This window comes from Paraburkholderia kirstenboschensis (assembly GCF_904848585.1).
Classification (GTDB): domain Bacteria; phylum Pseudomonadota; class Gammaproteobacteria; order Burkholderiales; family Burkholderiaceae; genus Paraburkholderia; species Paraburkholderia kirstenboschensis.
The window spans coordinates 87120-103463 of record NZ_CAJHCR010000022.1 but is presented as its reverse complement, the minus strand read 5'-3'; the positions used below and the strand labels follow the sequence as shown (position 1 = coordinate 103463).

At 64.1% G+C, this 16344-nt stretch carries 16 protein-coding genes; 7 read left to right on the top strand and 9 right to left on the bottom strand.

Annotated features, from left to right (window positions below; genetic code table 11):
* Nucleotides 1-76: 76 nt before the first annotated feature.
* On the bottom strand, nucleotides 77-1087 hold the full coding sequence (gap, locus tag JMY24_RS33745) for a type I glyceraldehyde-3-phosphate dehydrogenase (RefSeq protein WP_006051892.1): 1011 nt from the start codon (nucleotides 1085-1087) through the stop codon (nucleotides 77-79).
* 107 nt (nucleotides 1088-1194) lie between these two features.
* Nucleotides 1195-3216, bottom strand: a complete 2022-nt coding sequence (gene tkt / locus JMY24_RS33740; RefSeq protein WP_128595835.1) for a transketolase — start codon at nucleotides 3214-3216, stop codon at nucleotides 1195-1197.
* Between the two features lie 314 nt (nucleotides 3217-3530).
* On the opposite strand from tkt, the gene speE reads away from it, so the two are divergent.
* The 3 genes from speE (at nucleotide 3531) to JMY24_RS33725 (ending at nucleotide 5696) form a co-directional block, all read left to right on the top strand.
* On the top strand, nucleotides 3531-4412 hold the full coding sequence (speE, locus tag JMY24_RS33735; protein WP_128595836.1) for a polyamine aminopropyltransferase: 882 nt from the start codon (nucleotides 3531-3533) through the stop codon (nucleotides 4410-4412).
* 110 nt (nucleotides 4413-4522) lie between these two features.
* The gene (locus JMY24_RS33730; RefSeq protein ID WP_128595837.1) at nucleotides 4523-4936 is read left to right on the top strand and encodes a VOC family protein; all 414 of its coding nucleotides are present in this window, start codon (nucleotides 4523-4525) and stop codon (nucleotides 4934-4936) included.
* Between the two features lie 19 nt (nucleotides 4937-4955).
* Entirely contained in the window at nucleotides 4956-5696 is a 741-nt protein-coding gene (locus JMY24_RS33725) for a 16S rRNA (uracil(1498)-N(3))-methyltransferase (RefSeq protein WP_128589225.1), read from the top strand.
* A 134-nt stretch (nucleotides 5697-5830) separates the two neighbouring features.
* On the opposite strand, the gene JMY24_RS33720 is transcribed toward JMY24_RS33725, so the two are convergent.
* From JMY24_RS33720 to JMY24_RS33710, 3 genes are all read right to left on the bottom strand, one after another.
* Nucleotides 5831-6400, bottom strand: coding sequence for a barstar family protein (locus JMY24_RS33720; protein ID WP_020071292.1), 570 nt, complete (start codon nucleotides 6398-6400; stop codon nucleotides 5831-5833).
* 7 nt (nucleotides 6401-6407) lie between these two features.
* Nucleotides 6408-6824, bottom strand: coding sequence for a ribonuclease (locus JMY24_RS33715; RefSeq protein ID WP_128589227.1), 417 nt, complete (start codon nucleotides 6822-6824; stop codon nucleotides 6408-6410).
* A 423-nt stretch (nucleotides 6825-7247) separates the two neighbouring features.
* Nucleotides 7248-9587, bottom strand: coding sequence for an NADP-dependent malic enzyme (locus tag JMY24_RS33710; protein ID WP_201703698.1), 2340 nt, complete (start codon nucleotides 9585-9587; stop codon nucleotides 7248-7250).
* Nucleotides 9588-9683: 96 nt separating this feature from the next.
* Here JMY24_RS33710 and thiL point away from each other — a divergent pair, with 96 nt between their 5' ends.
* From thiL to JMY24_RS33690, 4 genes are read left to right on the top strand one after another with little or no spacing between them, the layout of a single operon-like run.
* The gene (thiL, locus tag JMY24_RS33705; RefSeq protein WP_201703696.1) at nucleotides 9684-10682 is read left to right on the top strand and encodes a thiamine-phosphate kinase; all 999 of its coding nucleotides are present in this window, start codon (nucleotides 9684-9686) and stop codon (nucleotides 10680-10682) included.
* Nucleotides 10672-11229: a phosphatidylglycerophosphatase A family protein gene (locus JMY24_RS33700; protein ID WP_201703694.1), complete on the top strand. Its 558-nt coding sequence runs from the start codon at nucleotides 10672-10674 to the stop codon at nucleotides 11227-11229. The genes thiL and JMY24_RS33700 overlap by 11 nt, the downstream gene beginning before the upstream one ends.
* Nucleotides 11230-11257: 28 nt before the next feature.
* A complete protein-coding gene (locus tag JMY24_RS33695) occupies nucleotides 11258-11758 on the top strand; it encodes a CinA family protein (RefSeq protein WP_128588202.1) in 501 nt (166 codons plus the stop codon).
* Nucleotides 11759-11781: 23 nt separating this feature from the next.
* The gene (locus tag JMY24_RS33690) at nucleotides 11782-12294 is read left to right on the top strand and encodes a cupin domain-containing protein (protein ID WP_128595838.1); all 513 of its coding nucleotides are present in this window, start codon (nucleotides 11782-11784) and stop codon (nucleotides 12292-12294) included.
* 30 nt (nucleotides 12295-12324) lie between these two features.
* Here JMY24_RS33690 and pyrF read toward each other — a convergent pair whose 3' ends face one another.
* The 4 genes from pyrF to JMY24_RS33670 all read right to left on the bottom strand — a co-directional run bounded on the left by pyrF (nucleotide 12325) and on the right by JMY24_RS33670 (nucleotide 16319).
* The gene (gene pyrF, locus JMY24_RS33685; RefSeq protein ID WP_128595839.1) at nucleotides 12325-13140 is read right to left on the bottom strand and encodes an orotidine-5'-phosphate decarboxylase; all 816 of its coding nucleotides are present in this window, start codon (nucleotides 13138-13140) and stop codon (nucleotides 12325-12327) included.
* Between the two features lie 167 nt (nucleotides 13141-13307).
* The gene (locus JMY24_RS33680; protein WP_128595840.1) at nucleotides 13308-14378 is read right to left on the bottom strand and encodes an aldose 1-epimerase; all 1071 of its coding nucleotides are present in this window, start codon (nucleotides 14376-14378) and stop codon (nucleotides 13308-13310) included.
* A gap of 220 nt (nucleotides 14379-14598) precedes the next feature.
* Nucleotides 14599-15522, bottom strand: a complete 924-nt coding sequence (locus JMY24_RS33675; protein ID WP_128595841.1) for an SMP-30/gluconolactonase/LRE family protein — start codon at nucleotides 15520-15522, stop codon at nucleotides 14599-14601.
* Nucleotides 15519-16319: an SDR family NAD(P)-dependent oxidoreductase gene (locus tag JMY24_RS33670; protein ID WP_128595842.1), complete on the bottom strand. Its 801-nt coding sequence runs from the start codon at nucleotides 16317-16319 to the stop codon at nucleotides 15519-15521. The genes JMY24_RS33675 and JMY24_RS33670 overlap by 4 nt, the downstream gene beginning before the upstream one ends.
* Nucleotides 16320-16344: the final 25 nt, after the last annotated feature.

Below are 16344 nucleotides of genomic sequence, written 5' to 3'. Positions count from 1 at the left end.
CTTGCTTGCCGAACCGCGCTTAACCGAACCGCCGGCGTTGCAACGGCGGCGGCGGCCGGGAAAGCGAATACGCGGCTTACTTCGCGTTGGCGAGCGCCACGGCCGTGTCCAGCATGCGGTTCGAGAAGCCCCACTCGTTGTCATACCAGCTCGACACCTTCACGAGGCGGCCCGACACCTTGGTCAGCGTTGCGTCGAACGTCGACGAAGCCGGGTTGTGGTTGAAGTCGATCGAGACCAGCGGCGCGTCGTTATAGCCGAGGATGCCCTTCAGCGCGCCTTGCGACGCTTCCTTCATGATCGCGTTGACTTCTTCGACCGTCGTGTCGCGTGCGGCGATGAACGACAGATCGACCACCGACACGTTGATGGTCGGGACGCGAATCGCATAGCCGTCCAGCTTGCCGTTCAGTTCCGGCAGCACCAGGCCGACAGCCGACGCAGCGCCCGTCTTGGTCGGGATCTGGCTGTGCGTGGCCGAGCGCGCGCGGCGCAGGTCTTCGTGGTACACGTCCGTCAGAACCTGGTCGTTCGTGTACGCGTGAATCGTCGTCATCAGGCCGTTCACGAGGCCGATCTTGTCGTTCAGCGGCTTGACGAGCGGCGCGAGGCAGTTCGTCGTGCACGATGCGTTCGAGATCACCGTGTCCGATGCCTTCAACACGTTGTGGTTCACGCCGTAGACGATCGTTGCGTCGACGTCCTTACCGCCCGGCGCCGAAATGATGACCTTCTTCGCGCCGCCCTTGATGTGCGCGCTCGCCTTTTCCTTGGTCGTGAAAAAGCCCGTGCATTCCATCACGACGTCGACGTTCAGCTCGCCCCACGGCAATTCAGCCGGGTTGCGGTTGGCCAGCACGCGGATCTTGTCGCCGTTGACAACCAGGTAGTCGCCGTCCACCGACACTTCGCCCGGGAACTTGCCGTGCGCGGTGTCGTATTGCGTCAGGTGAGCATTGGTCTTGGCATCGCCGAGATCGTTGATGGCGACGATTTCGATATCGTGCTTCTTGCCGTTTTCATAGAAGGCGCGCAGCGTGTTGCGGCCGATCCGGCCGTAGCCGTTGATTGCAACGCGAATCGTCATGATCTATCTCCTGATGACTAAAAAAATACGTCGATGTTCGTCTGACCGGCTGCGTTGCCGCGCGTTCATGCTCGTGCTTCACGCGCGCGGCAACGCTTTGCTTCAGATCAGCCGAGTGCGGCTTTTGCCGTCTCTACCACGTGCTCGACGGTGAAGCCGAAATGCTTGAACAGCACGCCAGCCGGGGCCGATTCGCCGAACGTGTCGATGCCGACCACGCCGCCTTCCAGACCCACATACTTGCGCCAGAAATCCGTCACACCCGCTTCGATCGCGACACGGCGCACGCCTTGCGGCAGCACGCGTTCGCGGTACTCGGCATCCTGCTTGTCGAACACCGTGGTGGACGGCATGGAGACGACGCGCGCCGCGATGCCCTCACGCGCCAGCGGCTCGACAGCCTTCAGCGCCAGTTCGACTTCCGAACCGGTGGCCATCAGGATGATTTTGCGCGCAACGATCTCGTCGTTCCAGTCGCGCAGCACATAACCGCCCTTGTCGATGTTGGCGATCTGGGCGTCCGTGCGCTCCGAGAACTGCAGGTTCTGACGGCTGAAAATCAGGCACGACGGGCCATGATGTTCGACCGCGTGAGTCCACGCCACCGCCGTTTCGACGGTATCCGCGGGACGCCACACCTGCAGATGCGGAATCAGCCGCAAGCTTGCTACGTGTTCGACCGACTGGTGAGTCGGGCCGTCTTCGCCGAGACCGATCGAGTCGTGCGTGAACACGAAAATGGACGGCGCCTTCATCAGCGCCGCAACGCGTAGCGCGTTGCGGCTGTAGTCGGAGAACGTCAGGAACGTGCCGCCGAAAGCCTTGAAGCCGCCGTGCAGCGCAATGCCGTTGATCGCGGCGCTCATGCCGAATTCGCGCACGCCGTAGTTGACGTAATTGCCCGCCGCGCGGCCTTCGCCGTTCACGCGGACCGGCTTCGCGGCCTTCCAGTTGGTCAGGTTCGAACCGGTCAGGTCGGCCGAGCCGCCGAGCAGTTCCGGCAGCACTGCCGACAATGCCTCGATGGCCTGCTGCGACGCTTTGCGCGTCGCAACCGTTTCGGCACGCTCGTTCGCGCCGGCGATGATCTCCTTCGCCTTTTCCTTCCAGTCGGCCGGCAGTTGCTTGCCCGTACGACGCTTGAATTCAGCCGCTTCTTGCGGATATTTCGCCGCGTAAGCCGCAAACGCCTTGTCCCAGTCGGATTCGAAACGCGCGCCCGCTTCCTTCGCGTCCCACGCTGCGTAGACTTCCTGCGGAATCACAAACGGCTCCCACTTCCAGCCGATGGCCTCACGCGTGGCGGCGATTTCCTTGTCGCCGAGCGGGGCGCCGTGCGAGTCGTGGCTGCCGGCCTTGGTCGGCGCGCCTTCACCAATCACGGTCTTGCAGCAGATCAGCGTGGGTTTGTCCGATTGCTTGGCCTTTTTGATCGCGGCGTCGACTGCGTCGACATCGTGGCCGACCACGTTCGGAATCACGTTCCAGCCGTACGCTTCGAAGCGCTTCGGCGTGTCGTCGTGGAACCAGTGCACCACTTCGCCGTCGATGGAGATGCCGTTGTCGTCGTAGAACGCGATCAGCTTGTTCAGCTTCAGCACGCCCGCGAGCGAACAGGCTTCATGCGAAATGCCTTCCATCAGGCAGCCGTCGCCGACGAACACATACGTGTGGTGGTCGACGATCTTCGCGTCGGGCTTGTTGAATTCGGTGGCGAGCAGCGACTCCGCGAGCGCCATGCCGACCGCGTTCGCCAGACCTTGGCCAAGCGGGCCGGTGGTCGTTTCGACGCCCGGCGTAATGCCGTATTCCGGGTGGCCCGGCGTCTTGGAATGCATCTGGCGGAAGTTCTTCAGTTCGCTGATCGGCAGGTCGTAGCCGGTCAGGTGCAGCAGCGAGTACAGCAGCATCGAACCGTGACCGTTCGACAGAACGAAACGGTCGCGGTCGGCCCATTGCGGGTTCTTCGGATTGTGGCGCAGATGGCGCGACCACAAGGCCACGCCGATTTCGGCCATGCCCATTGGCATGCCGGGGTGCCCGGAATTCGCTTGTTGAACGGCGTCCATGGACAGCGCGCGAATTGCGTTGGCCATCAAGGAAGTGGGTGCGGGAGACGGGGTCGTCATGTCGAGTCCGGAGACAGAGTCAAAAAGCGGTGCGCGCTTGAGGCCCGGAAGCTCGGCGGCCAGTCCGCTTCGGCGCACGGTGCGGCGCCGGAAGACGCGAAACGGGCAGAGCAAACGGACAAGGCTGAAAGCGTGCCATTCTAACAGAACGTTGCCTCGCTCCCTGTGCGCAAAGCCGCATGGCGGGCGCGGCCCGGTGCCTCCAGAGAGCCGCGGATTCGTCCCGCACAGCCGGGCGCGCGCGAGACCGCGCCGCGCGTCCCCCTTTACAATCTGGCAGCGGAAACCAACCCATTCACACTGGGCCAACTATCTTGAGCGCTACTTTGCTGTTCCACCCTAGTCCCGACGCTGTCTACGGATTTCCGAACGCGTCGCTGATCGCACGCGTCGATTCGCCGTATCAGCGCATCGAGGTGTGGGACACGCGCCAGCTCGGCCGGATCTTCACGCTGGACGGCCGTCCGATGACGTCGACCGGCGACGAGTTCATCTATCACGAGTGCATGGTGCATCCGGCGGCGCTGGCGCATCCGGCACCGAAAGCCGCGCTGGTACTAGGTGGAGGCGACGGCGGCGCCGCCCGGCAACTGCTTGCGCATCCGGGCATCGAAAGGATCGTGGTCGCCGAGCTCGACGAACAGGTGGTTCGCCTGACCCGCGAGCACATGCCCGAAGTACACGGCGGCGCATTCGACGATCCGCGCGTCGAACTCGTGATCGGCGATGCGGCGCATTTCGTGGCCGCGGCCGCGCAGGCACGGTCCGCGCAGTTCGATCTGATCGTATTCGATTTGACGCCGCCCGACTCGCCGGCGGCCGGCCTGTACACGACCGCCTTCTACCATCAGCTCAAGCGGGTGATGAGCGCGAACGCCGTGTTGTCCGTCCACCTTGGGTCGCCCTATTTCCACGCCGAGCGCATTGCCGGCCTGCTTGGCGATCTGCGCGGCGTGTTCGCAGTCGTGCGCACCATGAACACGTTCGTCCCGCTGTACGGCTCGTTGTGGATGATGGCGACCGCCAGCGACACGCTCGATCCTGCCGCATTAACCGCTGATATCGTGGCGGAGCGCCTCCTCGCGCGTCGAATCGACGCACGAAAGCACTATAGCCCTGCCGTGCATGCCGGACTCTTGACGGCATCACCGTCGGTGCAAGATAAACTAGGTCAATTCTTAAAGCCGTCAAGCTGACGCACGGGCAAAATGCACGCCTTCGCCGGAGCGCGCTATCTCCTCGCCGATACGCAACCCGTTGCCGGCGGCCCAGCACGCGCCCAATAACCCTAGATCTGGAGAACCCCATGACCGCCTCCCGCCCAGCCGGTGTGCCCTGGTTGACCCCGTATCTGACGGTACGGGACGCGCGAGCCGCTACTGCCTTCTACACCGCTGCGTTCGGCTTCGAATTGCGGGACAGCGTGCAGGACGACGGCGTCGTCATGCATGTCGAGATGACCTATCAAGGTCAGTTGATCGTGATGTTCGCGCCCGAAGGCGCGTTCGGCTCCGCCGCGAAAACACCCCGAAGCGCGGGCGCGATCGCACCGCAATCGTTTTATGTCTACGTCGACGATGTCGACACGATTTACGCCCGGGCGCTTGCCGCCGGCGCCAAATCGTTGAGCGAGCCGCAGGACCAGTTCTGGGGCGACCGCTTCGCCCAGGTCGAGGATCTGGACGGCTACCGTTGGGCGCTCGCTCGCCACCTTTCGTGAACTAATGAGTATTTTTCTGATGCCTCGCTTCTTCGTCGGTACGCCTCTTTCGCCCGACGACATCATGCAACTTCCCGATGACGTCGTACGGCACGTCCTCGTGCTGCGCTTGCAGACCGGTGACTCCATTGTGCTTTTCAACGGTGAGGGCGGTGAATACAGCGCCGAACTCGTCGCGATCGAACGCCGCACGGTCACCGTGAAGGTCGGCGAATTCCGCGACATCGAAGTCGAGCCGCCGTATCGGCTCACGCTCGCGCAGGGCATCGCAAGCGGCGACAAGATGGACTGGCTGATCGAAAAAGCCGTCGAACTCGGCGCGTCGAGCTTCGTGCCGTTGACCACCACGCGCAGCGTCGTGCGTCTGAACGGTGATCGCGCGCTTCGGCGGCATGCGCACTGGGAGGGCATCGTGCGGGCGTCGTGTGAGCAGTGCGGACGCAATCGTCTGCCGACAGTCACGCCGGTACGTGAAATCGCCACCTGGCTCGCCGCAATGCCACGCGTTCCCGCCGAAGACGAACTGCGCATCCTGTTGTCACCACGCGCGAGCATCCATTTTTCGGCGCTGCCGGCGACACCGCCGAAGGGCCCCGTCACCGTGCTGGTCGGCCCTGAAGGCGGCTTTTCCGCCGCGGAAGAAGCCGCCGCGACGGACCACGGATTTCAGGCGGTCGGGCTCGGACCGCGCGTGCTGCGCACGGAAACCGCCGGCATGGCGGTTCTGTCCGCACTCGCGGCTGGGTGGGGCGGCTGGTAAGGGACTGATTGCGCGTGTGCCTGGGTGGCGGTGGCGGTGGCTCCAATCCAGACCCGCCAAAAACAAAGGCCCGCCAGTTGGCGGGCCTTTGCGATTCCGGCTGTAATCGAGCTAAGAAGCCCGGCTCAAAGCATTCAGGCGAACGAATAAAAGACGCGGAACGCAACCTTGCGCTCGGCCCAGAATTCGGCTGCTTCGCGGAACACGTCGAGCAGCGTCTCTCGCCCTTCCTTGTCGAATTTCTGCGCGACGGGCAATTGCTCGAGCACGATCACGAAGCCAGGCTGGGCACCGGCCTTGTGGACCAGGTCGGTCAGGCAATCGTAGAGCGCGTCATAATTCTTGCCGAAATGCTTCGGAAACAGGAACGATGTTGCGATGGTTTCCAGAACCTCCTGCTTGGACTGCGCGTTCGCACAGTACGCGTAGAGAAAGTGCTGTCCGAGTCGATTCGCCTCGTCGGCGAGATCCTGAACGCGGAACGCGCGGATCGACTGTACGATGTTCGGTCGTACGGTCTTGAAAAGACTCATGGGCTCCTCGTTCGATGAAACCACACTGTCAGCTTCGCTCCGGTTCTCACGGCCCTGCTCGCCGGCGCGCATCTTCATGACGCGCTGGAAAAGATTGCCGTCGCCGGCCGCGAAAAGATCCGTCGCGACTCCGGTGTCGTGCGCGTAGACGTTGTCGCTCATGCCGTTCATCCCGATGTCATTCAACAATACGATTAAAACTGGTGTAGTGGTCGTCCGAGTAGTAACAATTGTCGGTTCGCTTCAGCGGACCTCCGCAGACGATGCGACGCGCCCCGCGATTACGTGAACGAGGCGTGGGAACGGTGTATTCGTGGTAAAAGCCGCGCCGGTTGGGCGGCAGCAACCGTTCGCGGTTGCCGAACACGACGCCGTCCTTTTCATACGGGTAAGGCCCGCCCGCGGCAATCAAGTTCAATGTATTGACCGCCTCACGGGGCAACTGCGCCGCCGCAATGGTGCCCTGGCCCTGTGCATCCGTGCCGGTGGGTGCCGTGTAATTGCGCGCGAAGGCGTGAGGCACGGGGCCGCAGAAAACGCACAGCGCAACAGCACCGATCAGCACGCCCTTGATGCGCTGCCATCTGCGTGCCATTTACCAAGTTTCCCGGCTGTTAGATCACGAGTTTAACGACCATGAAAGTCGTAAGGGTATCGCTAATGGTCCCCGGAATCAACGTTCGCCGGAGCCGCAAAACGGCCCGATTCGACGCGAAAGCCCCACCAGCAGCGCTTTGACGACTTTTGACACAAAATTTATCCAGGGCGCGCTAACATTAGCTCAACCAAGCAAAAGACGCAGTGGCGCCGGTTTTTCCACGGGGAATACCGGGCGCTGAGTTCTTGCAACGGAAGTCTGTTGTTTGCCGTTTTGGGGCGGCTATCCCCTGTTCGCCCTAAGGCGTGCCCGTTGCGGGCACGCCTCTTTTTTCGTTGGACGAGGCCGGCAGGAGCCGCCGGCAAGTTACTGCGCCAAATGCGCCGACGGGAGCCGGCGCCGGTCAGCGCGGACGAGCGGTCAGCGGGCCGCGATCACATCCGCAACCAGCAGCGCTGTCATGTTGACGATGCGTCGAACCGTCGCGGAAGCCGTCAGTACGTGCACGGGCTGCGCCGCGCCCAGCAGCATCGGGCCGATGGCGATGTTGTTGCCCGCCGCCGTCTTCAGCAGGTTGTACGAGATATTGGCGGCGTCGATGTTCGGCAGCACCAGCAGGTTTGCATCGCCCTCCAGCGTCGAGTCGGGCGGCACTTCGCGGCGCAGATTGGCGTCGAGCGCGACGTCGCCGTGCATTTCGCCGTCGACCTGCAACTCTGGCGCGCGTTCGCGCAGGATCGCAAGCGTATCGCGCATTTTCTGCGCGGTCGGCGCATTGCTCGAACCGAAGTTCGAGTGCGACACCAGCGCGACCTTCGGCTCGATACCGAAACGGCGCACTTCCTCGGCGGCCATGATCGTGATTTCGGCCAGCTGCTCCGGCGTCGGGTCCAGGTTCACGTGCGTATCGACCAGGAAAATCTGGCGATTCGGCAGCACCAGCGCGTTCATCGCGGCGTAGACGGCGCAACCTTCGCGCTTGCCGATCACCTGGTCGATGAAGTGCAGGTGACGGTGCGTCGTGCTGATCGTGCCGCAGATCATGCCGTCCGCCTCGCCCTTTTTGACCAGCATCGCGCCGATCAGCGTGGTGCGGCGGCGCATTTCAAGCTTGGCCATCTGCTGCGTGATGCCCTTGCGGGACATCATCTTGTAATATTCCTGCCAGAAGTCGCGATAGCGCTCGTCGTGGTCCGTATTGACGACCGTGTAGTCCTGACCCGCGACCAGACGCAGACCGTAGCGGGCAATGCGCTGCTCGATCACGGCCGGACGGCCAATCAGGATCGGCTTGGCCAGCTTTTCGTCGACGATGATCTGCATGGCGCGCAACACGCGCTCTTCTTCGCCTTCCGCGAACACAATGCGCTTTTTCTCCGGCTCGACGCCGCGCGCCAGCTGGAAGATCGGCTTCATCGTCGTGCCGCTGTGATACACGAACTGCTGCAAATGTTGTTCGTACGCGTCCATGTCCTCGATCGGACGCTCGGCGACGCCCGAATCCATCGCGGCCTTCGCCACTGCGGGCGCGACCTTGACGATCAGACGCGGGTCGAACGGCTTTGGAATCAGATATTCCGGACCGAACGAGAGGTCCTGAATGCCGTAGGCCGTCGCCACGATATCGCTCTGCTCCTGGCGCGCCAGTTCGGCGATCGCATTGACCGCGGCGATTTCCATTTCCCGCGTGACTGTGGTCGCGCCTGCGTCCAGCGCGCCGCGAAACAGGAACGGGAACACCAGCACGTTGTTCACCTGGTTCGGGTAGTCGGTGCGGCCCGTACACAGCACGGCGTCCGGACGCACTTCCAGCGCCAGTTCCGGCAGGATTTCCGGCGTCGGGTTAGCGAGCGCCAGAATCAGCGGCTTGTCCGCCATCTGCTTGACCATGTCCTGCTTGAGCACGCCGCCCGCCGACAGGCCCAGGAAAACGTCCGCGCCGCCAATCGCCTCCGCGAGCGTGCGGGCGTCGGTTTCACGCGCGAAGCGCTCCTTGTCCGGGTCCATCAGTTCGACGCGGCCCTTATAGACCACGCCGGCCAGATCGGTGACGGTGATGTTTTCGAGCGGCAGCCCGATATCGACCAGCAGATCCAGACAGGCCAGCGCCGCCGCGCCCGCGCCGGAGGAAACCAGCTTGACGTCCTTGATGTCCTTGCCGACCACCTTCAAACCGTTCGTGATCGCCGCCGCGACGACGATCGCCGTGCCGTGCTGGTCGTCGTGGAAGACCGGAATCTTCATGCGCTTGCGACATTCGCGCTCGACGATGAAGCAGTCCGGCGCCTTGATGTCTTCGAGATTGATGCCGCCGAAAGTCGGCTCGAGCGCCGCGATCACGTCGACAAGCTTGTGCGGGTCTGACTCGTTCAACTCGATATCGAACACGTCGATGCCGGCGAACTTCTTGAACAGCACCGCCTTGCCTTCCATGACCGGCTTGGATGCGAGCGGGCCGATATTGCCCAGGCCGAGCACCGCCGTGCCGTTCGTCACGACGCCGACCAGGTTGCTGCGCGCCGTGAAGCGCGCGGCATTCAGCGGGTTCTCGACGATCTCTTCACACGCGAACGCGACACCCGGCGAGTACGCCAGCGCGAGGTCGCGCTGGTTGATCATCTGCTTGGTGGGGGCGATCGCGATCTTCCCGGGGGTCGGGAATTCGTGGTAATCGAGTGCGGCTTCGCGGAGTTTGCTATTGACGGGAGTCGACATAAGGCGGGCTTGGAAGTGCGGATTAGAATAGACGTTCGACGGCATTGTAGCCCCAATTGCCGGCCCGATTCCTTCAATACTGGTACAACTGCCGAGACTGAAACGTAGCGAAAGGCGGTCGTCCCTTCACTTTTCCTCACAATGCTCTCTGAGTTTTCGCTGATCGAACGTTTCTTTGCGCGCCGCGCGGCGGGCCTGGCGTCGGCGGCCCCGAGCGGTTCGCTCGGCATCGGCGACGACTGCGCGCTGCTCGCGCCGCGCGCGGGCGAAATGCTGGCGATTTCCACAGACATGCTGGTGGAAGGCCGCCACTTCTTCGCGGACGTCGATCCCGAGGCGCTCGGTCACAAGGCGCTCGCCGTCAATCTGTCGGATCTCGCCGCGATGGGCGCGCAACCGCAGGCGTTCACGCTCGCGTTCTCCTTGCCCAGAGCCGATGAAACGTGGCTCACCGCATTTAGCGAAGGGCTTTTCGCGCTCGCCGAACGGCATGGCTGCACGCTGATCGGCGGCGACACGACCGGCGGTCCGCTGAACCTGTGCATCACCGTGTTCGGCAGCGTGCCGCCGCAAGCCGCGCTGCGCCGCGACGCCGCACGAGCGGGGGACGACATCTGGGTGTCGGGGACGCTCGGCGACGCGCGCGCAAGCCTCGGCATCCAGCGCGGCGAGTGGACTGCCGATGCCGGCGACGCCACTGAGTTTCGCCGCGCGCTCGAACGCCCGGAGCCGCGCGTCGCGCTCGGATTGGCGCTGCGCGGCGTCGCCCATGCGGCGCTGGATATATCGGATGGGCTCGCGGGCGACCTGAAGCACATTCTCGATCGCTCGAATATGCGGGCCACCGTCGACGCCGACGCGGTGCCGCGTTCGGCCGCACTGCGCAATCTGCCGCTCGATACGCAGCGGCGCTGCACGCTCGCGGGCGGCGACGACTACGAGTTGTGCTTCACCGCACCGCCGGCCGCGCGCGACGCCGTTCAAGCCGCCGGCCACGAGGAGGGCGTGCCCGTCACGCGCATCGGTACAATAAGCGCTCTCCAAACGGCGGCCGACCGCCCGGCGATCGACTGGCGCGATGCCGCCGGCGCGCCGCTCTCCCTGACGTTGCAAGGCTTCGACCACTTTCATGCAGACTGATCGCCCGCTCAGGCCCGCCGACAATCTCGTCGGCAGCCAGCCGCCCAAGCCGCAGCGCCCTCAGCCGCGCCGCGCGACCGCGCGCTTCATGCTGTCGCACCCGCTGCACATTCTGTCGCTCGGTTTCGGCAGCGGCTTGTCGCCGATCGCGCCCGGCACGATCGGCACGCTGTTCGCGTGGGCCTCGTTCGCCGCGTTCAGCCGCTACCTCACCGTGATCGAGTGGGGCGTGCTGATCGGCGTCGGCTTTGTGGGCGGCATCGCGATTTGCGGCTTTACCGCGAAGAAGCTCGGCACCGACGACCCATCGCCCGTCGTGTGGGACGAAATCGTCGCCTTCTGGCTCGTGCTGCTGATGGTCACGCCGGTCACGCTGACGGGCCAGTTCTGGGCGTTCATCGTGTTCCGCTTTTTCGACATGGTGAAGCCGCCGCCCATTAGCTATTTCGATCGCCGGCTGAAAGGCGGTTTTGGCATCATGTTCGACGACCTCGTTGCCGCGTTTTTCACCTTGCTCGTGATTGCGCTCTGGCGCATGTCCGTTTAACCGCCGCGCCCCGTTCCGGATTGACGCCATGCCTACCGATTCCGTCGTTCACCAGCTCGCGATCCGCGTGAGCAACCGCCTGCGCGACGAGCGCCTGATGCTCGTCACCGCCGAATCGTGCACGGGCGGCATGGTCGCGACCGCGATCACCGACATCTCCGGCAGCAGCGGCTGGTTCGAGCGCGGCTTCGTCACCTACTCGAATCAGGCGAAGAGCGAAATGATCGGCGTGCCCGCGGACATGATCGAAAAGCACGGCGCGGTCAGCGAGCAGGTGGCACGCGCTATGGCGGAAGGCGCGCTGCGCAACAGCCGCGCGCAGGTTTCGCTGTCGATCACGGGCGTCGCGGGCCCTGGCGGCGGCACGGAGACCAAGCCGGTCGGCATGGTGTCGTTCGGCTGGAGCAACCGGCTGCATACATCGGTTGAAACGAAGATTTTCAAGGGCGACCGCGAACAGATCCGCGTGCAGGCCGCAGCGCACGCGCTGCGCGGCGTGCTCGCGCTGCTCGACGAGCGCGAACACTGACTTTCGTTGAAGGCGGGAACCCGATGCCTGATTCGCACGCAGCCAAAGACGAGTTGATCCGCCGCTTCGACCTGAAGCCGCATCCGGAAGGCGGATTTTTCAGCGAGACTTACCGGTCGGCGGAGCGCGTGAGCCGCGCGGGCGGCTCAGCCGAAACGCGTTCGGCGTCCACGGCGATCTACTACTTGTTATGCGACGGCGCGCATTCGGCGTGGCACCGCATCAAGTCCGACGAGCTCTGGCATTTCTATGCAGGCGAACCGCTGAATGTTCACGTGCTGGACGAGTCCGGCGCGCTTGTTACGCATCGGCTCGGCAACGCGTTGACTCATTCCGGTACGGTATTCCAGGCCGTGGTGCCGGCCGGTTCGTGGTTTGCCGCCGAATGTGCGGATCCGGCAACGTTCGCGCTCGTGGGCTGCACAGTGGCGCCCGGTTTCGAGTTCAGTGAATTCGAGCTTGCGGATGTGGACGCGTTGATAGCGCAATACCCGCAGCATGCCGCGCACATCGAGCGGCTCGGGCCGGCCGACTGAGCCCGCCCCTCCACCAACTCACTACGCGATTCAACGGAATGCGTTGATCCGGTCGCGCGTTTCCATGGCTGCCTTCGCTGCAGCCTGAGCGAAATCCTCGCCCTTGCTTGCATAGATGATCGCGCGCGACGAGTTGATCAGCATGCCCGTGCCGTTCGCGGTGCGGCCTGCGCTGACGGTTGCCTGCACGTCGCCGCCTTGCGCGCCGATGCCGGGAATCAGCAGCGGCATATCGCCGACAATCCCGCGCACCACTTCGATTTCCTTCGGGAAAGTCGCGCCGACCACCAGAGCCAACTGGCCGCTCGCATTCCACTTTTCCGCCGCGAGTTGCGCGACGACCTGATACAGCGGACGGCCTCCCGTTTCCAGGAATTGCAGGTCGGAGCCGCCCGGGTTCGATGTGCGGCACAGAACGATCACGCCTTTGCCTTCGTGCTGCAAATACGGCTCGATCGAATCGAAGCCCATGTACGGGTTCACCGTCACCGCGTCCGCCTGGTAGCGTTCGAACGCCTCGCGCGCGTATTGCTCCGCAGTGCTGCCGATGTCGCCGCGCTTTGCGTCGAGAATGACCGGCAATCCCGGATGATGGGCATGGATGTGCGCGATCAGCTGCTCGAGCTGGTCTTCCGCGCGATGCGCCGCGAAGTAGGCGATTTGTGGCTTGAACGACGACGCGTACGGTGCAGTCGCGTCGACGATCTCGCGGCAGAAGTCGAAGATCGCGTCGGCGCGGCCGGCGAGCGCGCCCGGAAACTTGCTGGGCTCCGGATCGAGGCCGACGCACAGCAGCGAGTTGGTGCGCTGCCAGGCGTCGTTGAGTGTCTGGATGAAGTTGGACATGGTGGGTCTCGCGGCGAGCCGGTAATCGGAAGAGGCGCGTATTTTACCTGTCCGGCGTGGGCGGACGGCGCGGGTCGCTCTGGATCAGCCGGACCAGCGCGAGTCCTTCGACGCGCCGCGAGTCACCGTGGGTGACCCTGCCCCCCCAAGCCACTGAAGACCGCGCACTATTGCCGACGCCGCGATCCTGGCGCGCCGGGCATCGAACGCAAACCGGTACGTTCAACGGTGAAGCGGAACGTCCGCACGAGTTGCTCGCCGCGCCCAAGCAGCGTCATGCCGTTTTCGCATGCGCCGCCGGCAAGATTCATCGCGTTGATCGGATGATCGACGGGCTCGAAGCAAAAGAAATCCTTGCCGGGAGGCGTGTACAGCACGTAGTAATCGGTGTCGGCGGCGATGTTCAGCGACAGCCGGCGCTTGGGCCACACCACGGCCGCCTGCCCGCTCCAGCCAGTGAACGCATGATTGACGATGGTTTCCGGCAGCGGATAGGCGACGCCGAACTGCCACGCGGGCGGCGCCTGCACGTGACGGACCGGCAGCCAGTCATCGCCGGCAAGCCATAGACCGCCTGCCGCAGCCGACAGCTCGGTGTCGGCGTCGCGTACGAAAAACGGATGCACGCCGAGCCCAAACGGCAAAGCCTCGCGGCCCGCGTTCTCGATTTCGAGCGTAATGACGAGCGACGGGCCGTCCAGCTTGTAGGTCTGCGCCGCGCGAAACGCGTAGGGCTTGCCGTCACGGCGATCGAGCGTCAGCCGCACATTCTCCCGGTCTGAATCGACGACATGCCACGCGGACTGCCAGCCGTCGCCGTGAATCGGAAACGGCTCGTCGGCGCGATTGCATGCCACGTCGACGCGCCGCCCAGCGAAATTGAAATACCCGCCGCCGATACGGTTCGAATACGGCAGCAGCGGATAACAGGCGAGTTCGTTCGGTTGCGTGTCGGCGGCGACATGGCGGCAGCGACGGAAAATCGGCGTGAGCGCGCCGTCGTCGCGCCAGTCGAAGCGCGTGATTCCGCCACCCAGCGTCGGCGCGACGTCGAGACGCAAATGCGCGTTGGCGAGCGTGATGCACGCGACGTCGCCGGCCGAGGTCTCGCCGACTGCTACCGCCGACGTGCTAGGCCCCGGCAACACCGGATTGGCCGCCGCCGCGAGTCGCGAGCGCCGGCTCTGAGCGCTTTGGGAAGTTTGGGACGAGGCGGAAACAGGATTCGCAACAGTCATATCTGCTCCTTCGAGAGGCTGGGACGTTGCCGTCGTGGCTGACGGGTGTTGTCGGGCGATTTTCTTGAACAGGTCGCCTCTGGTCCGAACTGCTTGCTGCCGATTTGTGCGGATTGCTGGGGTGTTGCAAGGGTGCTGCTGGTTTCTGTCAAGCGCGGCACGTCACCGCCGCCCCGCTCTTCCGGTTGCTGCATCGACCGCGAAGCAGCGTCATTCTGCGCTACGCTGGCGCGCCCTGGAATACCGGCTCGGGCAAACCGCGCCGCGCAGGCGTCGCGATGAACACGCCGCCCGCCCGCGAATCGCCGGCAAGCGCCGCTGCGTCGAGACCGACGCGCGCACTCGTGATGTACAGCGTGCCCAGTTGCGCGCCGCCGAGCGCGACGCAACTTGGCTGCGCCGTTGGCACTTCCACGCGCTCCGTTTCGACACCGTCGGCGCCATAACGCACGACGCGTTTGCCGCCCCATTGCGCGTTCCACAAGCCGCCGTCGCCATCGACGGTCGAGCCATCAGGCTCCCCAGTGGCGTCGGTGAGGCGCACGAACAGCCGGTCGTTGGCGATGCCGCCGTCCGCACGATAGTCGCACGCGCGGATCTCACGCGTCGGCGAGTCGCAGTAATACATCGTCGCGCCGTCGGGACTGAACGCGATGCTGTTGGAAATGGCCGGCGCGGGCAGCGGCAGGCGCTCGAGCGACAGGTCATGATTGAGCCGATAGAACCCGCCGATCCCCTGCAACGGCGAGCCTTCGTCTTTCGTGCCGAACACGAAACGCCCCTGACGGTCGCAGCGGCCGTCGTTCACGCGCGTATTCATACCCGCTTCCACATCGACGATGCGCCGCGTCTCTCCCGTCGCAATGTCGAAGAAGGCCAGGTGGGAGGCAAGGCCAAGCAACAGGTAATGCGGATCGGCACACAGCGCGAACGTTGCTAGACGCTCGGGCATCGGCCAGAAAGTGCTGCGGCCGTCGCTCGGGTCGTAGCGCCACAAACGCGCGCCTTCGATATCCGTCCAGTAGAAGCGGCCGGTTCTCGCGCACCATGTCGCGCCTTCGCCTAACGTGCACTTGGTGTCGAGCAGCAGCGCCGCGCTTTTCACTGGTTGCGCACCGGCGTGTGGGCGCGCGCTCGCCGTCATGCCCAGCCTCCGTCCACGACGATGTCCTGCGCGGTGATCATTCTGCTGTCGTCGGCGGCGAGGAAAAGCGCCATGCGGGCGAGGTCGGCCGGCATGAGTTCCGCGTCGATGCACTGCCCTTCCTTGATCGCACGGCGGCCCGCGTCGTCGAGCCACAGACGTTTCTGCTTTTCCGTCATCACCCAGCCCGGCACCAGCGTGTTCACGCGAATGTTGAAGTGCCCCAGGTCGCGTGCGAGACCGCGCGTCAAACCCTGCACCGCCGATTTCGACATCACGTACACCGGATAACCGCCGTTCTTCAACATCCAGCTAATCGAGCCGAGATTGATGATCGAGCCGCTATTCGCGGCTTTCATGTCTTCCATCACTGCCTGCGCGGCAAAGAACTGATGACGGATGTTCACCGCGATGCCCGCGTCGAAAGACTCGCGCGTGACTTCGCCGATCGTGTGACGCTTGTCGTTCGCTGCATTGTTCACGAGCGCCTGGATCGGGCCGAGCGCGCCTTTCACATCGGCGATCGCTTTTTGCAGCGCGTCGACGCCGGTCAGATCGCAGGGCAGGAAAAGCGGCTTGTGCTTCGAGTCGCCGAGTTCGTCCGCGAGCGCTTCGCCCGCGGTTGCGTCTATATCGAAGAACGCAACGCGCGCGCCCTGCGCCGCGAAATGCTCGACAAACGATGCGCCGATACCGGTCGCGCCGCCCGTAATGAGCACCGTGCGGTCGACAAGACTCGGGTAGCGCGCGAATGCGTTGTTCGCGAGACGCTCGTTTGCATTGGCCGGAGACGACATCGTTCGATTCCTTTTAGAGCGAGAT

Bases quoted from the DNA above. Each gene is read 5' to 3' on its own strand.
- JMY24_RS33680 (WP_128595840.1), bottom strand. From the start codon at position 14,378: ATGACTGTTGCGAATCCTGTTTCCGCCTCGTCCCAAACTTCCCAAAGC.
- JMY24_RS33730 (WP_128595837.1), top strand. From the start codon at position 4,523: ATGACCGCCTCCCGCCCAGCCGGTGTGCCCTGGTTGACCCCGTATCTG.
- JMY24_RS33710 (WP_201703698.1), bottom strand. From the start codon at position 9,587: ATGCCGTCGAACGTCTATTCTAATCCGCACTTCCAAGCCCGCCTTATG.
- JMY24_RS33725 (WP_128589225.1), top strand. From the start codon at position 4,956: ATGCCTCGCTTCTTCGTCGGTACGCCTCTTTCGCCCGACGACATCATG.
- JMY24_RS33690 (WP_128595838.1), top strand. From the start codon at position 11,782: ATGCCTGATTCGCACGCAGCCAAAGACGAGTTGATCCGCCGCTTCGAC.
- gap (WP_006051892.1), bottom strand. From the start codon at position 1,087: ATGACGATTCGCGTTGCAATCAACGGCTACGGCCGGATCGGCCGCAAC.
- pyrF (WP_128595839.1), bottom strand. From the start codon at position 13,140: ATGTCCAACTTCATCCAGACACTCAACGACGCCTGGCAGCGCACCAAC.
- tkt (WP_128595835.1), bottom strand. From the start codon at position 3,216: ATGACGACCCCGTCTCCCGCACCCACTTCCTTGATGGCCAACGCAATT.
- JMY24_RS33715 (WP_128589227.1), bottom strand. From the start codon at position 6,824: ATGGCACGCAGATGGCAGCGCATCAAGGGCGTGCTGATCGGTGCTGTT.
- JMY24_RS33695 (WP_128588202.1), top strand. From the start codon at position 11,258: ATGCCTACCGATTCCGTCGTTCACCAGCTCGCGATCCGCGTGAGCAAC.
- thiL (WP_201703696.1), top strand. From the start codon at position 9,684: ATGCTCTCTGAGTTTTCGCTGATCGAACGTTTCTTTGCGCGCCGCGCG.
- JMY24_RS33700 (WP_201703694.1), top strand. From the start codon at position 10,672: ATGCAGACTGATCGCCCGCTCAGGCCCGCCGACAATCTCGTCGGCAGC.
- JMY24_RS33720 (WP_020071292.1), bottom strand. From the start codon at position 6,400: ATGAACGGCATGAGCGACAACGTCTACGCGCACGACACCGGAGTCGCG.
- JMY24_RS33670 (WP_128595842.1), bottom strand. From the start codon at position 16,319: ATGTCGTCTCCGGCCAATGCAAACGAGCGTCTCGCGAACAACGCATTC.
- JMY24_RS33675 (WP_128595841.1), bottom strand. From the start codon at position 15,522: ATGACGGCGAGCGCGCGCCCACACGCCGGTGCGCAACCAGTGAAAAGC.